A 20,214-nucleotide genomic window follows, 5' to 3' on the forward strand; every position below is an offset into this window, starting at 1 on the left:
AAGGAATCGCATATATATGTTCAACGATAACAATTATAGAAAATTACTCAATGCTCCAAATACAAACCTAGGGGTGCGGACAAATGAAAAAGGCAATCGGCATTGATATTGGAGGAACAAAGATTGCAGCAGGAATCATTTCGGATACGGGCGAACTGCTTGAACGTGCGGAAGTAAAAAGTGCGCCTTCAGACAGTGAAACAATGTTTGGTAGAGTCGTAGAAGCTGTTGAACAAGTTCTCAGAAAATCATTGATTACAATCGCTGATATCGAGGGTATTGGCGTTGGGGTACCGGGAAAAGTGGATTGCGAGAAGGGTATTGCCGTTTTTCAAAACAATTTACCTTGGAGACAGTTTCCTATTTCGATCCGTTTGCAGGAGCAACTTGGTATCCAGAGGATCACGGTTGACAATGATGTCTATATGGCGGCTTATGCTGAATGGAGAGCAGCACATGTAAAAAGGAATGAAACCTTTGTCTATGTGACTATAAGTACGGGAATATCCTGTTCTATCATTCATAAAGGCTCATTTTTTAGGGGGGCAGGGTTTGCCGGAGAACTGGGTTTGATCCCTGTCCTCTCAAAGGGGATCAATGAACGATTAGAAAAAATAGCTGCTGGACCGGGGATCCAGAGGATAGCTGAAAAGGAATTACAGGTAGATACTATTTCAACCAAGGATGTTTTTGCTGGTTATATAAACGAGGTACCGGAATATCAGTTCATTATCAATGAAGTAACCGACTACTTAACTCAAGGACTTTATTCGATTTCCTCCTTATTGGATCCGCATAAAATGGTTTTTGGTGGCAGTGTCATTGTGAAAAATCCATTTCTACTGGAGTTGATTAAAGCGAAGCTGAAAATGTATCAGCTTCCTGAGCAACAACATCTTTTGGACCAAATGAGCATCAGTACATTGGCACAAAATAATGGAGTTGCTGGTGCAGGATTACGAGTATTTGAAGGTATGTAATGAGGAAACGCCGGTCTTCATTTATGGAGAGAATGATGGCAAATAGGTAGAGGAGTGGACGAAAATGTTTACATTAAGTCAAGAAAATTTAGTTTCGTTAGGTGCATCGATAACAACAGCGGAAATAAAACGGCAGCCTGATCTATGGGCCGAAACCTTTGCTTTGTATTTGAAGAAAAGCGGAGCGATTGAAGAGTTTTTGCAAAAATTATTAACGAAACACAGCCGGGTTCGAGTTATTTTTACAGGCGCTGGAACGTCTGCCTATGTCGGTGATACAGTTACCCCTTATCTAAAAGAAAAAGTCAATGAACAACAGTTGGAAATGCTAAGTATTCCGACAACCACTTTGGTTTCAAACCCTTACCAATTTTTAAAAAAGGATTTTCCAACCGTACTCGTTTCATTTGCTAGAAGTGGGAACAGCCCGGAAAGTGTTGCTGCCGTACAATTAGCTGAGCAAATAGTAACTGATTTGTATCAGATAACGATTACTTGTGCTAAAGAGGGTAATTTAGCCAAACAGGCAATGGGGAATGAAAATAATTTATTGTTATTGATGCCTGAAAAATCGAATGATCAAGGATTTGCAATGACAGGAAGTTATACGTGCATGGTGTTAACGGCATTACTCGTTTTTGATTCTTTATCGACTGAAGAAAAATCAAAGATAGTGAAGATGATTCATCAAATGGGTGAAAGTGTTATTCAAAGGGAAGACGTCATCCGAGAGATAGTAGATTTTGATTTTGACCGAATTATTTACTTAGGTTCTGGTAGTTTAGAAGGCTTAGCGAAAGAATCACAATTAAAAATATTAGAACTGACAGCCGGAAAAATTGTCACCGCATTTGATTCACCGTTAGGATTCCGGCATGGTCCAAAATCATTTGTAAACGAAAAATCATTAGTTTTTGTGTTTGTTTCCAATCATCCTTATACACGTCAATATGATTTAGATATGTTAAAAGAAATGCAGCAGGACAACATTGCCAGCTATATCTGTGCCATCGAGGTTGATGGAGAAATCAATTATGCTGGGAACAGGTTTGTATTCGGCAGAGAGGCCCAGTCTGTACCAGATGCTTACTTAGCATTACCTTTTGTCATGATTGGGCAAACAGTTTCACTGTTAGCTTCCGTGAAAGTAGGTAATACACCGGATACACCTTCACCGACAGGAACGGTGAACCGCGTCGTTAAAGGTGTTACCATCTACGAATATTAGTAACTAGGGTAGGGGAAAAATACATGTCTATTTTTATCTTTGCAGATAAGTTTTTTCTTGAGGGAAAGATCGTAGGGCCTGGATTTCTGGAAATCAAAGATGGTAAATTTGGTGTTTTTTCAGAAAATAGGCCAGAGGAAGCGGCAGAAATCATTGAGTATGCAGGAAGTTGGATCGCTCCTGGTCTAGTAGACACACATATTCATGGATTTAGAAATTACGACATTATGGACAATAATTTCGAAGGACTGAACCAAATTTCGGTAGGACTCCTTTCTTGCGGAGTCACATCCTTTTTACCGACAACCTTAACCTCTTCGGTAGAATTGTTGAATAACGTCGTTGAAATGATTGGTGTCAATTACACGAAAGTGCAAGGCGCAAAAATTAAAGGGATTTTTTTAGAAGGGCCGTTTTTTACTGAAAAGCATAAAGGGGCACAAAACACGAAATATTTTTGTGATCCATCGGTTGATATGTTGAAAGTTTGGCAGAAATTATCAAATGATTCTATTAAAAAAATTGCGATTGCACCTGAAAGAAAAGGTGCAGTGGAATTTATTGAATATGCTGTGGGAGAAGAGATTGTAGTGGCGTTGGCCCACAGTGACGCAACTTATGAAGAAGCAAAGGGAGCGATTGAAAAAGGGGCTTCCATTTTTGTTCATACTTTCAATGGAATGAGTCCGCTGCACCATCGTGAGCCGGGGATGGTTGGAGCGGCCATGAATCTAAAAGATGTTTTTGCCGAAATCATATGTGATGGACATCATGTTCATCCCGTTGCCTCAAATATTTTAATGAATGTCCGCGGCAGAGAAAAGATTGTGATGGTATCCGATTGTATGATGGCTGGAGGTATGCTTGAAGGAACTTATCAACTGGGAGAATTTCCTGTGAAAGTAAAAGATGGGATGGCTCGTTTGGAAAGCGGAAGTTTAGCAGGTAGCATTTTGCAATTAAAAGATGCTGTCAAAAATGTCATCGAGTGGGGAATTGCCACACCTGAGGAAGCGATTTACATGGCGAGTACTGCACCAGCTAAAAGTGTTCAAATCGATGGCGAATGTGGGAAGATTGCCGAGGGATATGCCGCTGACTTTATTGTGATGACGCCAGCGATGGATTTAGCTGCTACTTATCTTGATGGTGTGTGCCGTTTTCAAGCTTAAATATTTTTCTGAAAGAGGGATTACCAATGATTTTATCTGTCACCATGAATCCATCTGTCGATATTTCCTATCCGATTCATGAATTAAAGTTAGATGTTGTCAACCGTGTAGAAACGGTTCGTAAAACTGCTGGTGGAAAGGGCTTGAATGTTGCGCGAGTGATCGCTCAAATGGAAGAAGTCGTCCTAGCGACAGGTATTATTGGTGGTACGATTGGCGAATACATTATTCAAGAATTAAATAAAAGCAATATTCCAAATGACTTTTTAAAAATTAAAAAAGAATCAAGAAATTGTATTGCCATTCTTCATGAAGGGATGCAAACAGAGATTTTAGAATCTGGGCCGACATTATCCGAAGAAGAAGGGGCGGATTTTTTAGAAAAATTTGAATGCCTGCTGCTTACAACAGCTTCACTTGTGACAATTTCGGGCAGTTTGCCAAAAGGATTACCGACTAACTTTTATTATCAAATGTTAGAAATCTGTCATAAAAACGGAATTCCAGTGATTATGGATTCGTCAGGGGAATCTTTGAAAAACGCCTTGATGAATAAAGAAAAACCATTTGCCATCAAACCGAATACAGCGGAATTATCTCAGCTGCTGGGCATTAACATGGAAGCAGGAATCATTGATCTGAAGCAAGCATTAAACCATGAACTATTTACTGGGATTGAGTGGACTATCGTGTCATTGGGTGGCGAAGGTGCCTTTGTCAGATATGGCGAGGAATATTACAGAGTTACGATCCCGAAAATAGAAGTGGTCAATCCTGTTGGATCTGGTGATGCGACAGTTGCAGGATTAGCTGTGGCACTACATCAAAATCAAACGGTAGAGACTGTTCTTAAAACAGCGATGACTACGGGAATATTAAATGCTATGGAAGCTGGAACTGGTTATATTAATATGAATAAGTTTAAACATTACTTTGATCTCGTTAAAGTTGAAAAAATAGATTGGTAGAGGAGAATGTTGATGTTAGAACTAACCAAAAATAAATTGGAAGCTCTAAAACGTTTATCTGCTGAAAATGGCATAATTGGAGCATTGGCTATTGATCAACGCGGTTCATTAAAAAAAATGCTCGCATCTGGCGGTGCAAGTCATGTTGGAGACGAGGGCATTATCCGTTTCAAAGAATTGGTTTCTGAGGAATTAACACCATTTGCAACGGCGATTCTTTTGGACCCAGAATACGGTTTGCCAGCGGCTAAGGTCCGCGATAAAGAATCAGGATTAATAGTAGCGTATGAAAAAACTGGCTACGATGCGTCAGAAGTAGGACGGTTGCCGGATCTATTACCGGAATGGTCAGTGAAACGATTAAAGGAAGCAGGTGCCGATGCTATTAAGTTCTTACTCTACTATGATTTCAATGAAGATGAAAAAATTAATAACTATAAACATGTCTATATGGAACGTATCGGATCTGAATGTGCAGCTGAAGACATACCATTTTTCTTGGAGATTGTGACTTATGATGCTGAAAATGATGATGTGAAAAGTAAAGCATATGCAAAAATAAAACCGTATAAAGTAATTGAGGCCATGAAGGAGTTCTCGAAACCACAATACAAAGTAGATGTTTTAAAAGTAGAGGTTCCAGTAGATATGAACTTTGTGGAAGGATATACAGAAGGTGAATTTGTTTACAGTAAAGAAAAAGCAGCTTCCTATTTCAAAGAACAAAGTGAAGCGACCGAGCTGCCGTTTATATTCCTGAGTGCAGGAGTAAGCGCAAAATTATTTCAAGAAACATTAAAATTTGCTAAAGACTCCGGTTCTACCTTTAACGGAGTGTTATGTGGTCGGGCAACCTGGAAAGACGGTGTGATACCGTTTGCTATAGGCGGTGAACAAGCAGGTCGTGATTGGTTAAAAGATATTGGTAAACGGAATACTGAAGAATTAAATCTCGTATTGAAAGAGACAGCTAACTCATGGTTTGCTAAAGTAAAAGTAGCAGCTGAGCTTCAAAGTTAGTACAATATCTTTTCTTCCATTTTTAAATGGAATGAAGAAAAATGAGTAGACATTCGTCTGCTCATTTTTTATTTGCGTTCAGTATGGCCACAAATTCTAGGGTGAAAGCTAAGAACAGTTAAGGGAGCAGTGATCATGACTAAGGGGAGGAGAGCAACCTTTACATATAAATAAACCGAAGAATATTAATTATCGTATAAAATTCAATAAAAAACATACTTGAAAAGGTAACAATATCCTTATTTTGTAAGCGTTTTAAAAAGACAATATATCTAAAAAAAGAAACAATATCTTTATTGAGTGGGCACTTGAAAAAAACTATTCTAAACATAAGTGAAAGCGGTACCTTTCAGGTTTTGGTATATTTTAAAAATGAATGTGCAGGTATTGTTTTTAACTAAAATTTAAATTTCAAAGGGGGAGAAGAATTGGAGAGTAAGCATTTCAAGAGAGCTTTTAATACCCTTCTTGCACTTGTGCTAATTGTGCCGACATTTTTAGTTAGTATGATTGTGCCATTACACGTAGGAGCAAAGGTGTCTAATCCATGGGTCACAATTTCATCTGGAGGAAACGAAGTCAATGTATTAATAGAACAAAATGGGAAGTCTTATGCAAGGCTTGGAGCAGGTGCTGGAAATGATAATGGGGCTAAAGCCGCAATTTTTCAAGAACAAAATAAAGCCGCTAAAGAATCGGGAACGATGGCGTATACCTTTACTCCAGAAACCAAGGGAGAAGATACTAGATTTGGTTTCTATCCTCATTATATTGACAATAATAACTTCGTTTTTGTAGGCTACGACTCACTTGGATGGTTCTATGAATACAAATATCAAGGAAAAGGTGATTGGTTAAAAACGAGACCGAATGTTCCACTTCCAGAGGCTGGGACCTCACATTCCATAAAAATCGATTATAGCGGAACTACTATGAATATTACATTAGATGGAAAAGATTTATTTGGACCGGTTACTTTACCTAATGATGTAAATAACCTCCTTACAGGTAAGGAAGCAGTTAAACTCGGTGCTTTTGGAGATAAAAAAAGTCAAGTTCTCATTGAATTAGGAGCTGCACCTAGTGATGGAGGCACGGATCCAGGAGATGAAAAACTTGTCGACATTACGGATAATAAACTAGAAGAAGGAGACTTTAAAATTATCTCAGGCGACGGAAAAGTTACTTATAATGAAGATGGTTCAGCAACTTTCGGTGTTACATCTACCCAAAAGAATCGAATTGTCTACAACCAAATGAAGGCGATTAAAAATGGTGTTTTTGAAGCGAATGTTACTACTAATACCGACAAGATGAATCGCTTTGGATTAATCTATCGTGTTCAAAATTCATCTACATACACATATGTAGGTACAGGGGATACGAACGATCAGTATTTTGGTGAAACTTTTGGTCCTATAAACAATTGGACGTCGATGACTTCAAACGTGCCGTTAAAAGCAAAACAAACATACCATTTACGTTTAGTATTCATGGACGATGTTGCGACGTTATACATTGATGGTAAAAAGGTAGATTCTTGGACTTTAACAGGTGGTGTAGATCAAGCGGGCTTACTAGGGTTTGAAAAAAGCCGAGGTGCTGCCGATATTACGATTTCAAATGTCAAAATAAAAGAATATAGTGCGCCAAAACCTCCAGATACTCCACCAGTAGAAGATACATTAAAGTCAAAGTATATGGACGTCACAATTGACCAAGTATTCCCGCGGATTGTGAAATACAAAGTTGGCGATAAAGTAATGAGTGGACAGGAAGCTCCTGTTTACGGATTGAAAGTAAATGGTGGACTATACTATCCTAAAGTAAACTTTGAAAAGTTAAACGATAGTGAAGTGCTATATACCTTAAAAGTTGTGGATGAAATGAAAAACCTTGATGCTGTATTTAAAGTATCTTTGAAGGTGAATGATAATAAGGTTATTTATAGTTTCGATGAAATTAAGAATAATGGTAGTGCCAAAATTGAGACAGTTGAGTTTGCTGATATGAACTTTATTTCGGTAAATTCGGAGCAAAAAGGTGCAAAAGCTAAATTAACGAATATTAGTACAGATGTTAGGAAAACAGGTGATGTAGATGTAAAAGTAGATTCTTCCATGGAGGAAATAGGTACATCTACTAAAAATTATACAGCATTTTTGTCAACTGACGAATTGAGTGCAGGTGTATGGTCTAGTTCAGAAGTGGACGGCTATAAAAACTTAGTTGCTAATCGATATGTAAATAAAAATGGTGCGAAAGCAATGGGAATAGGTTCTAGTGCACTCTATTACCAAAGAGATTTTATGCCAGAGCCACAAAAGAATAAACCAACTATTAAAATAGCTATTGCTAAAGATTTGAATAATGATAATAAGGCAGACTGGCAGGATGCGGCGATTGCATACCGTGATATTATGCAAGACATTAAAGGATACCAAGATGTAAACAATAATGTTGGAATGCGTATTGCAATGAATTTCGGATCACAAGCACAACAACCATTCTTAAAAACATCAGATAATGTAAAAAAGGTTGCCCTTGCTACAGATGAATTGGGGCAAGCTGTAATATTAAAAGGATATGCAAACGAAGGGCATGATAGTGGTCATCCAGATTATGGTGATGTGGGTGAACGTATGGGCGGCGTTAAAGATTTAAATACGCTTATTAAAGAGGGGCGTAAGTATAATACCCAATTTGGTGTCCATATAAATGCTCAAGAAACTTATCCTGAAGCGAAAGCTTTCAATAATGATTTTATTGATCGTCCAAGTTCTTTAGGATGGGGATGGTTAGATCAATCTTATACAATTAATAAATTAAAAGATTTGTATTCTGGATCGCGTGCGAAAAGACTAGATGAATTGAAAACTGCTGCTCCAGATCTTGACTTTATTTATTTGGATGTATGGTATCAAAATCAATGGGAATCAAATAGAATAGCAGATCAATTTAAAGATAGAGGTTGGAGATTAACAACGGAATTTGGTGGTTCTATGGCCAATTATTCAACGTGGCAACATTGGGCTACTGATAAGAACTACGGTGGTCCGGAAAGCAAGGGCATTAACTCAGAAGTACTGCGCTTTATTAGCAATCACCAAAGAGATTCTTGGGTGTTGAATTGGCCTGAAGTAGGTGGAACTGCTGACCATCCATTACTTGGTGGATTTGAATTAGCTGGTTTCGAAGGATGGCAATCTGATAAGAATTTCGATAACTTTATTCGCATGACATTTGATACTAATTTACCTACTAAATTCCTACAAAAATATTATGTAACGAATTGGACAGATGTAGAAGGTGATAAAAGCAAGACAAACTTAGAAAAGGAAATAAAATTGAAGGACCCAAGTAATGGGGATGTTGTCGATGTAACTAGAAAAGACAATGCTAGGGAACGTGTTATTACACTGAATGGAAATGTAATACTTGATGGAAAGGCTTATTTAATTCCTTGGGTGAAACAAGACTTTAAAAATCCAACTTCTGATTCTGAAAAACTGTATCACTGGAATTTGGAAGGTGGTACAACTACTTGGACACTTCCAGATGAATATAAGGGTATATCTAATGTTTATGTATACAAATTGACAGATCGCGGTAGAACAGATGTGAAAGAAGTCAAAGTCGTAAATAATAAGGTAACTTTGACAGCTAGTGCGGCAACGCCTTATGTTGTTGTACCAAAAAAAGATAAGGGCTTGGAAATCCTTGACTATGATTGGAGCAAGGGTGCTCATATATATGACGCTGGATTCAATACAGGAAAAATAAGTGCATATACAACTATTGAGGGTGATAACAAAGCTGTAAGCGCCATTAGAACGAATCAAACTGGAAGCAACCGTAATTTAAGTAGTGGAGATTACTATTTGAATATTGATAGTCCATCAAAAGATACAACTGTTTCTCGTGTCCTTACTGGTTTGGAACCAGGAAAAGATTACGTAGCAGAGGTATATGTTGAAAACAATAGTGATGTCAAGGCCGGAATTACAGTAACAGGTGGGAAAGAAGACGTTAACAATTACACACTTCGCAGCCTGCAAAAGAACTATGTTAAGGCAGATTCACATGCCTCAAATGATGGATACAATAGCAAAATGCAAATCATGCAAGTGAGCTTTACAGCTGTAACTAATAAAGCTAAATTAACTCTCAGCCGTGATTCTGGAAAAGGAAACACAAAATTTGATGATATTCGGATCGTTCAAAAGTCCTTAAAAAATAATGTCTCACCGACGGAATTTAAACAAGATTTTGAATCGGTGGTACAAGGAATTTACCCGTTTGTTATTGGTAACACAGAAGGTGTAGAAGACAACAGAATTCATTTGTCTGAATTGCATGCTCCATATACGCAAAAAGGATGGGCAGGTAAAAAATTAGTCGATGATGTATTAGGTGGGAATTGGTCCGTTAAAGTGAACACTGGAAACAAAGGTTTGTTATATCGTACCATTCCTCAAAATTATCGTTTCGAACCTGGAGTAACATATAAAGTATCATTTGACTATCAAACAACAGCAAATGCATATCGCTTTATTTCAGGGGATCAAGAAATTGATGTTCGAGATATTGCGAATGCAAAGGGGTTGAGTGTGAATAACACTCTTACTGCATCTACTGACACAAAAACAGCAGAGTTTACTGTGACAGGTTCTGAGAACGGTCAAACTTATGTTGGAATTTTCAGTGATGGAACTAGTTTAAACGGGGATACCGGAGCAGGTACGTTTATGTTAGATAATCTACGCATTGAAAGATTGGCTCCAGGGGGAGAGGCTCATTGAGTTTTTGAGGTAAAGAGCTTGATTCAAGTTGAAGGTTGTTTCATACTTAGAGTAACATCGTAAAGCAAAGGCCTATCTCCAAGGAGATAGGCCTCATTGTGTTCATTGACCCATCGGAAACTTCTCTTGAAAAATCTCTTTCCCTTTGTATGTTTTTTTGTGAGTTTTTACAAATGAAAAGCAAGATGTCTAAAAAATACGACAAGATGTTTATTGTGAAAGAGTTTTTACATACGTATAATTTAACAAAATAGCTTGCAAAACGAGCGGGAAACCGAGGTGTGTTAATAGTTTGTTCGGAGAAAGCGATTCTTACATGAGGGTGGAGGCCAACTCGTACGGTTGTCCATAAAATTATAAAAGATGCATGGAACTGGCATCACAACAACCCAAACGGCTATGAGGATAGAGGAGGTAAACGCTGATGATATATCAAGCTATCCAGCAGTTAATTGATAGTGCTATTGAAGTTCAATTGATTGAACAAGAAGATGCAATATATACAAGGAATAAAATCCTTTCCTTACTTTGTTTAGATGACTTTGTAGTGGAAGCGTCAGCACCTGCAAAGAAAGCAATTTCGGAGTTATTGGAAGAGTTAATTGAATATGCTTGTATACATAAAGTCATCGAGGACGTACTGGACGAGAAGGAGATTTTAGCAAGTGCAATTATGGATGTTTTTATGTCCAAACCGTCCGCTATCAATGCTCTATTTTATGAAAAATACGAACAAAATCCGAAGGCTGCGACAGATTACTTCTATGAATCAAGTAAAAACAGCAACTATATCCAAATGAAGCAAATCGCCAAAAATATAAATTATAAAGTAAATACGGAATACGGTACCATTGATATAACGATTAACTTATCAAAGCCGGAAAAAGACCCCAAACAAATTGCAAGAGAAAAAGTATTGGAAAGTACGAGTTATCCAAAATGTTTACTCTGTATTGAGAATGAAGGATATGTGGGCAGAATTGGACATCCTGCGCGATCGAATCATCGTATGATTCATATGGACCTTACAGATGAAAGGTGGTTTCTGCAGTATTCTCCATATATATACTACAATGAACACTGTATTGTATTGTCCGCAGAACACCGTGATATGAAAATTGACCGCCAAGCCTTTTTACGTTTGTTAAAATTTGTAGAAAAATTCCCGCATTATTTTCTTGGCTCCAATGCAGATTTGCCAATTGTAGGAGGATCTATTCTAACACATGACCATTATCAAGGTGGAAACTATGAATTTGCAATGGCAAATTCATCGAATGACCTAATTTTTGAACTAACCAACTTTCCAGAAATCCAATGTTCTATTGTTAAATGGCCTATGTCAGTTATTCGCTTAAGAAGTAACGACATAGAACAAGTAGTAAATGCAGGGGAGTACATATTAGAGAGGTGGAAGGGATATAGTGATCCTTCTGTTAATATATTTGCATTTGTGAATGAAATTCCACATAATACGATTACTCCGATTGCACGCTACCGTAATGGTATGTACGAATTGGACCTTGTTTTGCGAAACAATTGTACAAGTGAAGAACATCCGCTGGGTATTTTTCACCCTCATGCGGAAGTACAGCATATTAAAAAGGAAAATATCGGCCTGATTGAAGTAATGGGGTTAGCTGTACTTCCTGCTCGTTTAAAAACAGAGCTTCGGGAAGTGGAAAAATTCTTACTTGATATTCCAAGTGATATTCAATCGCATCATATACGATGGGCAGAACAATTAAAAACTAAATATGGAAATCGGATAGATGAACAAAATGTACAGGGGATTGTAAGAGAAGAGGTGGGATGGAAATTTGTACAGGCGCTTGAAGATGCTGGTGTTTTTAAACGAGACGAAGAAGGGGTATCGGCGTTTAAATGTTTTATTCAAACTTTAAATTAGGAATGGACCTGGTAGTTATGGTGATTACAAAATGGCCTAATTATATGATAAGGGAGGTAATCATATGGGGAAGTGCGAGCATAAGCAACTACAGGAATTGAAACAGGTGGGTGGTCCTATATTAATAATGTGTATAAAATGTAATCAAATCCTTAAAGTATCCAAAGGGTCCAGTACAAAAATAAAGTAAAAAAGAATGAAGCGCATGTATTCCTAACGGGTGAAAAAGTAATTGTTGGGATTATATATTTTCGTGTGTCAATGGTTTTGTAGATCATTTATAGCGCCTGGATGTATATTGTAAGTATGATGGAACATACGGGGGGAGTAACATTGCAGGAAATGGATGATTTAGCAGTGGGTGATGAACGAAATCCTCACTGATTAAAGTTTTACTTTATTAAAAGAATAGAAAATACTAAAAAACATCTCATATGAATATGAGATGTTTTTTAGTATGGTTCTGTCGCATGTATTACAACATCTAATAAACCAGGGAATCGAGCATTTAAATCTTCTTCACGAATTGAAATGAAACGTTGAGTTCCTTCAAGGCGTGTATACATAACACCTGATTCACGTAAAACTTTGAAATGATGAGATAAAGTTGATTTCGCGATAGGGATGTTTAATGAGCCACAAGATTGTTCGCTTTTCTCAAGTAACATATTTACAATTTGTAAACGGATTTGATCGCTAAGTGCATATAAGACGGAAGAGAATTGAATTTCTTCTCGATTTGGATGATAGAGTGTACGCATTTTTTCACCTGCTCGTATAAGTTAAGTTATTTGCACTATAACATATAAAGTGGTATATTTCTATTGTTCGAATATAATCGAACAATAGAAATATAGGGGGAGAAAAAATGAAGTACACAAAATTGCAAAAGGCAGGACTAAATATTTCTAAGTTGGGGTTAGGAACGAATGCAGTAGGGGGACATAATTTATACACTGATGTGAATGAGGAAGAAGGAAAGCGATTAATAGAAGAAGCTATTCAGCAAGGTATCACATTTTTTGATACAGCGGATTCATATGGTTTCGGTAGATCAGAGGAATTGGTAGGAGAAGTATTGAAAGGAAAACGCTACGAATTTGTACTTGCTACAAAAGGTGGAATTCAGCCGTTATTAAATGGAGAAACGTATATTAACAATGAGCCAAGCTATTTAAGAAATGCTGTGGAAAATAGCTTAAGAAGATTACAAACTGATTATATTGATTTATATTATTTACATTTTACAAATCCTGAAACAAGTTACATAGATTCAATTGGAGAGCTTACCCGTTTAAAGGAAGAGGGGAAAATTCGTTCGATTGGGATTTCAAATGTAAGTGTAGAACAATTAAAAGAAGCAAATCGATATGGAGATATAGATGTTGTACAAGCGCCTTACAATATGTTAAATCGTACTGCTGGGGAAGAACTATTGCCGTATTGTATTGAAGCAGATATTTCATTTATTCCGTATGGACCTCTTGCATTTGGAATATTAGGTGGTAAATATACAGAAGATTTTAAATTGAATGAAGGTGATTGGCGCCAAAGTGTAAGTTTATTTGAAGAAAATACATATAAGAGTAACTTTAAGAAAGTTGAAAGGCTAAAAGGTATAGCTAATGAAAATAATATAGAAGTGTCTCATTTAGCGTTAGCATGGTTATTAAACAAAGAAGGAATTGATACTGTTATTCCTGGTGGGAAACGGGCAGAGCAAATAAGAGAAAGTGTAAAAGCAGTGGACGTTTCATTGAATAAAAAGATTATGAAAGAAATCGAATCTATTTTAGAAGATTAGTTGAAAAGAGGGGTAGTGCCCTCTTTTTTATATAAAAGGAGAAGGTCTAAATGAACAGAGTACTAGCTGTATTCTTTATGATAATGTTTATGATTGGTACGGATACATTTTTAATTTCACCACTTTTGCCAACTTTACAACAGGTGTATCATGTTTCAACTGAGTTGTCAGGATGGATGGTTAGTTCATATGCTTTAGGATATGCTGGATTTGCGCTAATCGCTGGTCCTATATCAGATGGATTAAACAGAAAAAAAGTAATGATACTAGGTATGATTTTTTTCGCAATTAGTACGTTTTTGTGCGGAATTGCACCTAGTTTTTTATGGATGCTAATTTTTCGGTTTTTAGCAGGTGTAAGTGCAGCGTTTGTATCTCCGCAAGTGTGGGCATCTATTCCACTACTTATAGAGAAGAAGCAAATTGTGAAAGCGATTGGGATTGCAACAGCAGGGTTATCAATCTCCCAAATTTTAGGGCTGCCAATTGGAGCATATTTAGCAACGATACATTATACAACACCATTCTTCGTTATTGGTATATTATCAGCACTACTTGTCGTTCTTATTTATGTTACATTACCAGAAATACAGCCAGTTCAAATAGGTGGAAATGAAAAAAATATATTAAAGCGCTATAAACAATTACTTAGAGAATCAAAGGTTTCACTTTCTTATTTTGCATATTTTGTTTTTCAAACTGGTAATTTTGCAGCATTTTCATTCTTTGGTGTGTGGCTTTCCAGTCAATTTGGCTTACAAGTTCATGAAGTAGGTACAGCTATGCTCGTATTAGGATTAGGAAATTTAACTGGTAACATTTTTGGGCCGAGAATCGTAAATAAAATTGGTTATAACCTTTCTTTCTATGGTGGAATTGTATTTACAGCAGTGCTATATGTCATACTTCCTCATTTAAAGAACATTATATTTGTAGAGTTATTTTTCTTTGTTTTATTTTTTGTGACAGGAATTTTGTTTGTATTGATGATGGGGCGCTTACAAAATATGTCTAGTATAGCAAGAGGAACAGGAGCCGCTCTAGCTAATGCTTCTATGTATATTGGTCAAATGATTGGAGCGGCAATAGCAGGAATGTTATTTGCAGCATCTCACAATTTTATACTTGTAGGTAGTTTTACTGCTTTACTATATATAGGAGCTTTATTTTTGTTTAGAAAAAGTGAAAAGCTTAATGAAGATAGTGAAACAGGAATTGCATCATAAAGCCTTTAAAAATAAATCGGGGAAATCCAAAACAATAAAAAATCCCTAAAGAGATAGGGATTTATATATCGGCATATCGTTCCTTGGAAAAGGATATACCTAGTTTACTATATTGAAGTACATACGGTTGTGAAATAGATATGAAAGTAATGTGAAAAATGCCGTAATAAAAAGCACTGTTTTAGCTAAAACAGTGCTTTTCTCTTTGATTGAACAGTTGCTGCATTTTCATCATGTATTCCTGCATCATCAACAATTCGTTTTTTAGCTTTATTTAATAGATGGTTTACTGCTTCACCAAAATAGTTAGCTTCGCTTTTTGTGCGGGCTTCTCGTAAACATTTATAGTTTTCTAGCAGTTCCTCTTTTTCGGTGTTTGTTAAGAAATCTTCTATTTTCTTTTTTGTCATACGAAACACCCTTTCTTCTGACAAACGACGCAATAGAAAATATTTATTTTTTATTATAACAATAATTTTTAAAGAAAGTATAGACTAACGTCGTAATAGTTTGTCAATTTCTTGGATTTTCTCATCAACTTTCCCAATTTGCGTATTTTTAGCCTGTTCACCACCAAGAGCTTGGTGAAGTAAAAACGTTTGACCGGAAATAGCGGTCACAATGGAGACTTTTATAATTTCTTTTATTAAGGTGACATCGAATAAAACGAGTCCAAGAAGTGCGGCTAGGCTACCTGTAAAAATATCAGTTAAAAATCCAAAATGAAAAAAAGTTTTTAAACGGCGTGGAAGCAATAACTTGCCTTGGTTATTGATCAGATGGGAAACGAAGCCAGTAATGCCACCAACGAGAACAGCGGTTAGCCATTGATACATTTCCATCGAATCCACTCCTTTTAGTGAATAAGATTCGATTTTTTCATATTGATTCCTTTTAATATTTCATATAAGCGTATTGAGAAAGTTTGTTTGGGTATATTCTTTATTCAATTTAATTATAACAGAAAATTCCGATATATTTCAGTCTATTATATGAATCGCTTATACAATAATATGAATACAGAAAGGTGTGTGTGATATGAATATAGATTATCGAGTAAGAAGTGTAGATGGTTATACAAAAAATATAGGGGAATTAGTAAGTATGATGGAGCATACGAGGGCTGTAACATTACAGGAAATAAAAAATCTATCAGTTGAGCAATTAGATTTAAGTATGCCGAGTGGTGGAAATTCAATTGGTGCTTTATTAAAACATATAGCAGCTATTGAAAAAGTCCATCAGCTTATTTCTTTTCAAAATCGTGATTTTACAAAAGAAGAATTAGAAATATGGGAAGATGCACTGTATTTAGGGGAAGCGGGGAAATCTATTCGTGGCTATGACATACCGTATTATGTACAACTTTTGCAAAAAGTGCGAGAAGAAACACTAAAGTGTTTGAGTGAACAGGGTGACGAATGGCTAATGCCAGAAAGAAAGTGGCCTAATGGCGTAGTGTATAATCAGCACTACCTTTGGTTTCATGTGCTAGAAGATGAAATTAGTCATCGCGGACAAATTAAAATGCTAAAAAATAATTTGTTTGAAAATTACGTTAAATAAGGTAGCTTTTTAATGGGATATTCCATATAATGAGAGTAATTAAAATTAGAACGGGGTGATGTATTATGGCGAAATTGACGTATATGAATAATAAACCAAATACAAAGGTGGATGGAAAGGGCGATACTCTATAAGTGAGCGCACAATCCTTCCACTAAGTTCAAACTAGGGAGGATATCAATTTGGATCAAAATATTTTAGAATCGTTCGGATGGGATTCTTTTTTTGAGGAACAAGCTGTAGAGAATTATGAAGTAGGACGTATTTTACTTGAGCATAAGCATATGTATCGGATTATTTGTAATGATGGTGAATATGTAGCGGAACTGTCTGGAAAGTTTCGTCATGAAGTGTTAACGAAAGGGGATTATCCGGCAGTTGGTGATTGGGTGTATATAAAGAAAATAGAAAATGAGAAAAAGGCAATTATTCATCGTGTTTTTCCAAGGAGAAGCTCTTTTTCTAGACAAGAGGCTGGCTACCGAACAGAGGAACAAATTATAGCTACGAATGTAGATTATCTTTTTTTAGTAAATGCTCTGAATCATGATTTCAACGTAAGAAGGATGGAACGTTATTTACTATTGGCTTATGAGAGTGGTGCAATGCCTGTTATTGTTTTAACGAAGAGTAGTTTATGTGAAGATGTGGAACAGAAAATTGCAGAAACTGAAGCGGTAGCAATCGGTGTTCCAATATTTGTTGTTGATAGCTTAGCGTACGTCGGAATAGAATCATTGCAGCAATTTGTTTCACCAGGAAAAACAATTGCTTTAGTTGGATCTTCAGGTGCAGGGAAATCTACTTTGTTAAACGCATTAATAGGAACAGTTGTAGCAAAAACCGGAGATATACGTGAAGAAGATAGTAAAGGGAGACATACGACAACTCACCGTGAATTGTTCCAATTACCAAGTGGCGGTTTAGTAATTGATACTCCTGGTATGAGGGAACTTCAGCTTTGGGAAGGAAGCGCGGCAATTCAAACTACATTTTCTGATATTGAAGATCTTGCAAATACTTGCCGCTTTCGAGATTGTAAACATGACGGTGAACCAGGATGTGCAGTGCGAAGTGCTATAGATAACGGAATTATACCTGTAGAGCGCTTGCTAAGCTATAAAAAGTTGCAAAGAGAATTGGCATATGTTATGAGAAAACAAAACATTACTCTGGCAAGAGCGGAACGAGATAGATGGAAAAAGATTTCTAAACAACATAAAAAAATATAAAAAACCAAAGGGCTTGTTCCTTTGGTTTTTTGTATTTGTAAATTTCATATTAATATTATTAATATATATAGACAAATAGAATTGATTTGTTTAAACTTTACAAAGTGTTCATCAAAACAAGTTATAAAAATAAAAACTAAGGAATGGATATATTCAAAATTAGCTCATTTATTCTTTAGAGCTTAATATTGAAATGCAGGAGGTTTATAATGCGTAAACTAGTAAGTTGGTTTAGAGATATGAAAGTAGCAAAAAAACTATTAATTTCATTTTTTGTTATATTAATTGCGGCAGTCTCTATTATTGGGGGCATGTCGTATCAAACAGCAAAAAAGAATTTTGAATCACAAATTATGAGTAGTGCTCAGGATAATATAAAAATATTGGATAATTTAATCAATCAAATGATTGAAGCGAAATTCAACGATGTAAATAATTTTGCACGAGTGATTCATACTGATATGTATCAAGGGGATAATCAGGATGAACTAAGAAAAACATTATCTCAATATATTAGTTTGAACAAAGATGTTGAACAAGTGTATGTTGCCGGAAACGATAAAAAATTTGTACAAGAACCAAATATACAAATTGTAGCAGATTATGATCCAACAGCGCGTTCTTGGTATAAAGATGCAGTGAATAAGCAAGGTGGAATTGTTGTCACTGAACCATATAAGGCACAAGGAAATGGACATATTGTCGTAACAATCGCAAAACAAACTGAAGATAAAAATGGTGTTGTTGCGGTAGATTTAAGTTTAGATAATTTATTGAAAACAACGAAGTTAATCAATATTGGCAAAAAAGGCTATGCTTTCATTTTAGATGGGAAACAAAAAATAATTGCTCACCCTCAAGAAAAATCGGGTGACAAGGCAGATGATTCTTGGGCAACGAAAATATACGAAGATAACCATGGCACTTTTTCATACACTTATAGTGGTAGTGACAAGAAAATGGTATTTGCCACAAACTTAAAAACAGGTTGGAAAATTGCTGGGACGATGTACTCAAATGAAGTAGTTGAGGCTGCTCAACCTGTATTTTATAATATGTTAATTGTAATGTTTATTTCATTAGTTGTAGGTGGAGTGCTTATTTATTTCGTGACACTTTCTATTACCAAACCTTTAAAACAATTAGTTGTCACTTCTAAAGAAATAAGCGAAGGGGACTTAACTCAAACGATTCAAATACACTCAAATGATGAAATTGGACAACTTGCGAAAGGTTTTAATGAGATGACTCATTCACTACGTACATTAATCGGAAGAATTAATACTTCAGCAGGGCATGTTGCAGCTGCATCTGAAGAGTTAACAGCAAGTGTGAGACAAGCGAGTGAAGCGACTGAACAAATTACATCAGCAATGGATGAAATATCAAGTGGTGCAACGACGCAAACAGCAAGCGTAGAAACTGGTGCTATGTTACTGTTTGATGTAACAGAAGGGATTCAGCATGTAGCAAATAGTTCATCATCTATTAATACTGCTTCCACTCATACTCGTGAAAAAGCAGAAGATGGTGGAAAGTTAGTAGGAAAAACAGTGAATCAAATGCAGTCTATTGCGGAATCTGTTTCACAATCAGATGTTGTTATTCAGTTATTGAATAACAAATCAAAGCAAATTGGTGATATTTTAGAAGTCATTCAAAATATTGCAGATCAGACAAATCTTCTAGCTTTAAATGCAGCAATTGAGGCTGCAAGAGCTGGTGAGCATGGAAGAGGCTTTGCAATTGTTGCTGATGAAGTACGAAAATTAGCAGAACAATCTAGTGTATCATCAAGTGAAATTAGTAAATTAATTTGTGAAATACAAGATGATATGAGTAAGACAGTAAAATCTATGAATAATGTAAATGAAGAAGTTCAATCTGGACTTGTTATTGCAAATGAAACAAAACAAAATTTCACTGAGATTTTACAATCTACAAATGAAATTGCTGATCAAATTAAAACGATGGTTGAAACGGCTAATGGAATGTCAAAAGGTGCAAATGAAGTATCTATTTCAGTTGGCCAAATTGCAATGACAGCACAAAATAACGCGACGAGTACACAAAGTGTTGCAGCGTCAGCTGAGGAGCAGTTAGCTTCCATGGAAGAAATTAGTTCTGCGGCTGGTACACTATCTCAAATGGCTGAAGAGTTACAGGTATTAATTGAAAGATTTAAAGTGTAAATAGAAAGGGCTGCTTCAAAATAGTATTACTGCTATTAGAGGCAGTCCTTTTAGTTAATAGCCCTTTTTGTAAGAGTAGAGAACTTATGGGGAACGGGGGGATTCAATAATTAAA

Annotated in this window: 15 protein-coding genes; 12 read left to right on the plus strand and 3 right to left on the minus strand. The window is 36.2% G+C overall.

Going from position 1 to position 20,214, the window contains the following annotated elements:
- The first annotated feature begins 83 nt into the window (after positions 1-83).
- From LUS72_RS09755 to galT, 7 genes are all read left to right on the plus strand, one after another.
- A complete protein-coding gene (locus LUS72_RS09755; RefSeq protein WP_264448865.1) occupies positions 84-980 on the plus strand; it encodes an ROK family protein in 897 nt (298 codons plus the stop codon).
- A 64-nt stretch (positions 981-1,044) separates the two neighbouring features.
- Positions 1,045-2,208 carry an SIS domain-containing protein gene (locus tag LUS72_RS09760; RefSeq protein WP_264448866.1) on the plus strand — a complete coding sequence of 388 codons (1,164 nt, stop codon included), beginning with the start codon at positions 1,045-1,047 and terminating at the stop codon, positions 2,206-2,208.
- A 23-nt stretch (positions 2,209-2,231) separates the two neighbouring features.
- A complete protein-coding gene (gene nagA, locus LUS72_RS09765; RefSeq protein ID WP_264448867.1) occupies positions 2,232-3,380 on the plus strand; it encodes an N-acetylglucosamine-6-phosphate deacetylase in 1,149 nt (382 codons plus the stop codon).
- A gap of 26 nt (positions 3,381-3,406) precedes the next feature.
- Complete coding sequence (gene lacC, locus LUS72_RS09770) at positions 3,407-4,348, plus strand: tagatose-6-phosphate kinase (protein ID WP_097829763.1); 942 nt, start codon at positions 3,407-3,409, stop codon at positions 4,346-4,348.
- 12 nt (positions 4,349-4,360) lie between these two features.
- Complete coding sequence (gene lacD / locus LUS72_RS09775; protein ID WP_097829762.1) at positions 4,361-5,368, plus strand: tagatose-bisphosphate aldolase; 1,008 nt, start codon at positions 4,361-4,363, stop codon at positions 5,366-5,368.
- A gap of 428 nt (positions 5,369-5,796) precedes the next feature.
- Entirely contained in the window at positions 5,797-10,170 is a 4,374-nt protein-coding gene (locus LUS72_RS09780; RefSeq protein ID WP_264448868.1) for an endo-alpha-N-acetylgalactosaminidase family protein, read from the plus strand.
- A gap of 424 nt (positions 10,171-10,594) precedes the next feature.
- A complete protein-coding gene (galT, locus tag LUS72_RS09785; protein WP_097829760.1) occupies positions 10,595-12,079 on the plus strand; it encodes a UDP-glucose--hexose-1-phosphate uridylyltransferase in 1,485 nt (494 codons plus the stop codon).
- Between the two features lie 452 nt (positions 12,080-12,531).
- On the opposite strand, the gene LUS72_RS09790 is transcribed toward galT, so the two are convergent.
- The gene (locus tag LUS72_RS09790) at positions 12,532-12,840 is read right to left on the minus strand and encodes an ArsR/SmtB family transcription factor (protein ID WP_097829759.1); all 309 of its coding nucleotides are present in this window, start codon (positions 12,838-12,840) and stop codon (positions 12,532-12,534) included.
- Positions 12,841-12,947: 107 nt separating this feature from the next.
- Between LUS72_RS09790 and LUS72_RS09795 the strand changes: the two genes are divergently transcribed.
- Both LUS72_RS09795 and LUS72_RS09800 read left to right on the plus strand, forming a co-directional pair.
- Positions 12,948-13,883 carry an aldo/keto reductase gene (locus tag LUS72_RS09795; RefSeq protein WP_264448869.1) on the plus strand — a complete coding sequence of 312 codons (936 nt, stop codon included), beginning with the start codon at positions 12,948-12,950 and terminating at the stop codon, positions 13,881-13,883.
- Positions 13,884-13,933: 50 nt separating this feature from the next.
- Entirely contained in the window at positions 13,934-15,109 is a 1,176-nt protein-coding gene (locus LUS72_RS09800) for an MFS transporter (RefSeq protein WP_264448870.1), read from the plus strand.
- A gap of 185 nt (positions 15,110-15,294) precedes the next feature.
- On the opposite strand, the gene LUS72_RS09805 is transcribed toward LUS72_RS09800, so the two are convergent.
- Together LUS72_RS09805 and LUS72_RS09810 are read right to left on the minus strand one after the other, a co-directional pair.
- A complete protein-coding gene (locus LUS72_RS09805; RefSeq protein ID WP_000162605.1) occupies positions 15,295-15,519 on the minus strand; it encodes a hypothetical protein in 225 nt (74 codons plus the stop codon).
- An 84-nt stretch (positions 15,520-15,603) separates the two neighbouring features.
- Complete coding sequence (locus LUS72_RS09810) at positions 15,604-15,951, minus strand: DUF4257 domain-containing protein (protein WP_097829756.1); 348 nt, start codon at positions 15,949-15,951, stop codon at positions 15,604-15,606.
- A gap of 196 nt (positions 15,952-16,147) precedes the next feature.
- On the opposite strand from LUS72_RS09810, the gene LUS72_RS09815 reads away from it, so the two are divergent.
- The 3 genes from LUS72_RS09815 (at position 16,148) to LUS72_RS09825 (ending at position 20,099) form a co-directional block, all read left to right on the plus strand.
- Positions 16,148-16,675 carry a DinB family protein gene (locus LUS72_RS09815; protein WP_097829755.1) on the plus strand — a complete coding sequence of 176 codons (528 nt, stop codon included), beginning with the start codon at positions 16,148-16,150 and terminating at the stop codon, positions 16,673-16,675.
- A 182-nt stretch (positions 16,676-16,857) separates the two neighbouring features.
- A complete protein-coding gene (gene rsgA / locus LUS72_RS09820; protein WP_097829754.1) occupies positions 16,858-17,907 on the plus strand; it encodes a ribosome small subunit-dependent GTPase A in 1,050 nt (349 codons plus the stop codon).
- A gap of 209 nt (positions 17,908-18,116) precedes the next feature.
- Positions 18,117-20,099: a HAMP domain-containing methyl-accepting chemotaxis protein gene (locus tag LUS72_RS09825; RefSeq protein WP_264448871.1), complete on the plus strand. Its 1,983-nt coding sequence runs from the start codon at positions 18,117-18,119 to the stop codon at positions 20,097-20,099.
- The last annotated feature ends 115 nt before the right edge of the window (positions 20,100-20,214 follow it).

It is taken from the genome of Bacillus cereus (assembly GCF_025917685.1).
Taxonomy (GTDB): Bacteria; Bacillota; Bacilli; order Bacillales; family Bacillaceae_G; genus Bacillus_A; species Bacillus_A cereus_AT.

What these genes read in the sequence shown, in the direction of transcription:
- galT (WP_097829760.1), top strand. Translation starts at nt 10,595, where the DNA reads ATGATATATCAAGCTATCCAGCAGTTAATTGATAGTGCTATTGAAGTT.
- LUS72_RS09805 (WP_000162605.1), bottom strand. Translation starts at nt 15,519, where the DNA reads ATGACAAAAAAGAAAATAGAAGATTTCTTAACAAACACCGAAAAAGAG.
- LUS72_RS09760 (WP_264448866.1), top strand. Translation starts at nt 1,045, where the DNA reads ATGTTTACATTAAGTCAAGAAAATTTAGTTTCGTTAGGTGCATCGATA.
- LUS72_RS09815 (WP_097829755.1), top strand. Translation starts at nt 16,148, where the DNA reads ATGAATATAGATTATCGAGTAAGAAGTGTAGATGGTTATACAAAAAAT.
- LUS72_RS09795 (WP_264448869.1), top strand. Translation starts at nt 12,948, where the DNA reads ATGAAGTACACAAAATTGCAAAAGGCAGGACTAAATATTTCTAAGTTG.
- LUS72_RS09755 (WP_264448865.1), top strand. Translation starts at nt 84, where the DNA reads ATGAAAAAGGCAATCGGCATTGATATTGGAGGAACAAAGATTGCAGCA.
- LUS72_RS09825 (WP_264448871.1), top strand. Translation starts at nt 18,117, where the DNA reads ATGCGTAAACTAGTAAGTTGGTTTAGAGATATGAAAGTAGCAAAAAAA.
- nagA (WP_264448867.1), top strand. Translation starts at nt 2,232, where the DNA reads ATGTCTATTTTTATCTTTGCAGATAAGTTTTTTCTTGAGGGAAAGATC.
- LUS72_RS09810 (WP_097829756.1), bottom strand. Translation starts at nt 15,951, where the DNA reads ATGGAAATGTATCAATGGCTAACCGCTGTTCTCGTTGGTGGCATTACT.
- LUS72_RS09800 (WP_264448870.1), top strand. Translation starts at nt 13,934, where the DNA reads ATGAACAGAGTACTAGCTGTATTCTTTATGATAATGTTTATGATTGGT.
- LUS72_RS09790 (WP_097829759.1), bottom strand. Translation starts at nt 12,840, where the DNA reads ATGCGTACACTCTATCATCCAAATCGAGAAGAAATTCAATTCTCTTCC.
- lacC (WP_097829763.1), top strand. Translation starts at nt 3,407, where the DNA reads ATGATTTTATCTGTCACCATGAATCCATCTGTCGATATTTCCTATCCG.
- lacD (WP_097829762.1), top strand. Translation starts at nt 4,361, where the DNA reads ATGTTAGAACTAACCAAAAATAAATTGGAAGCTCTAAAACGTTTATCT.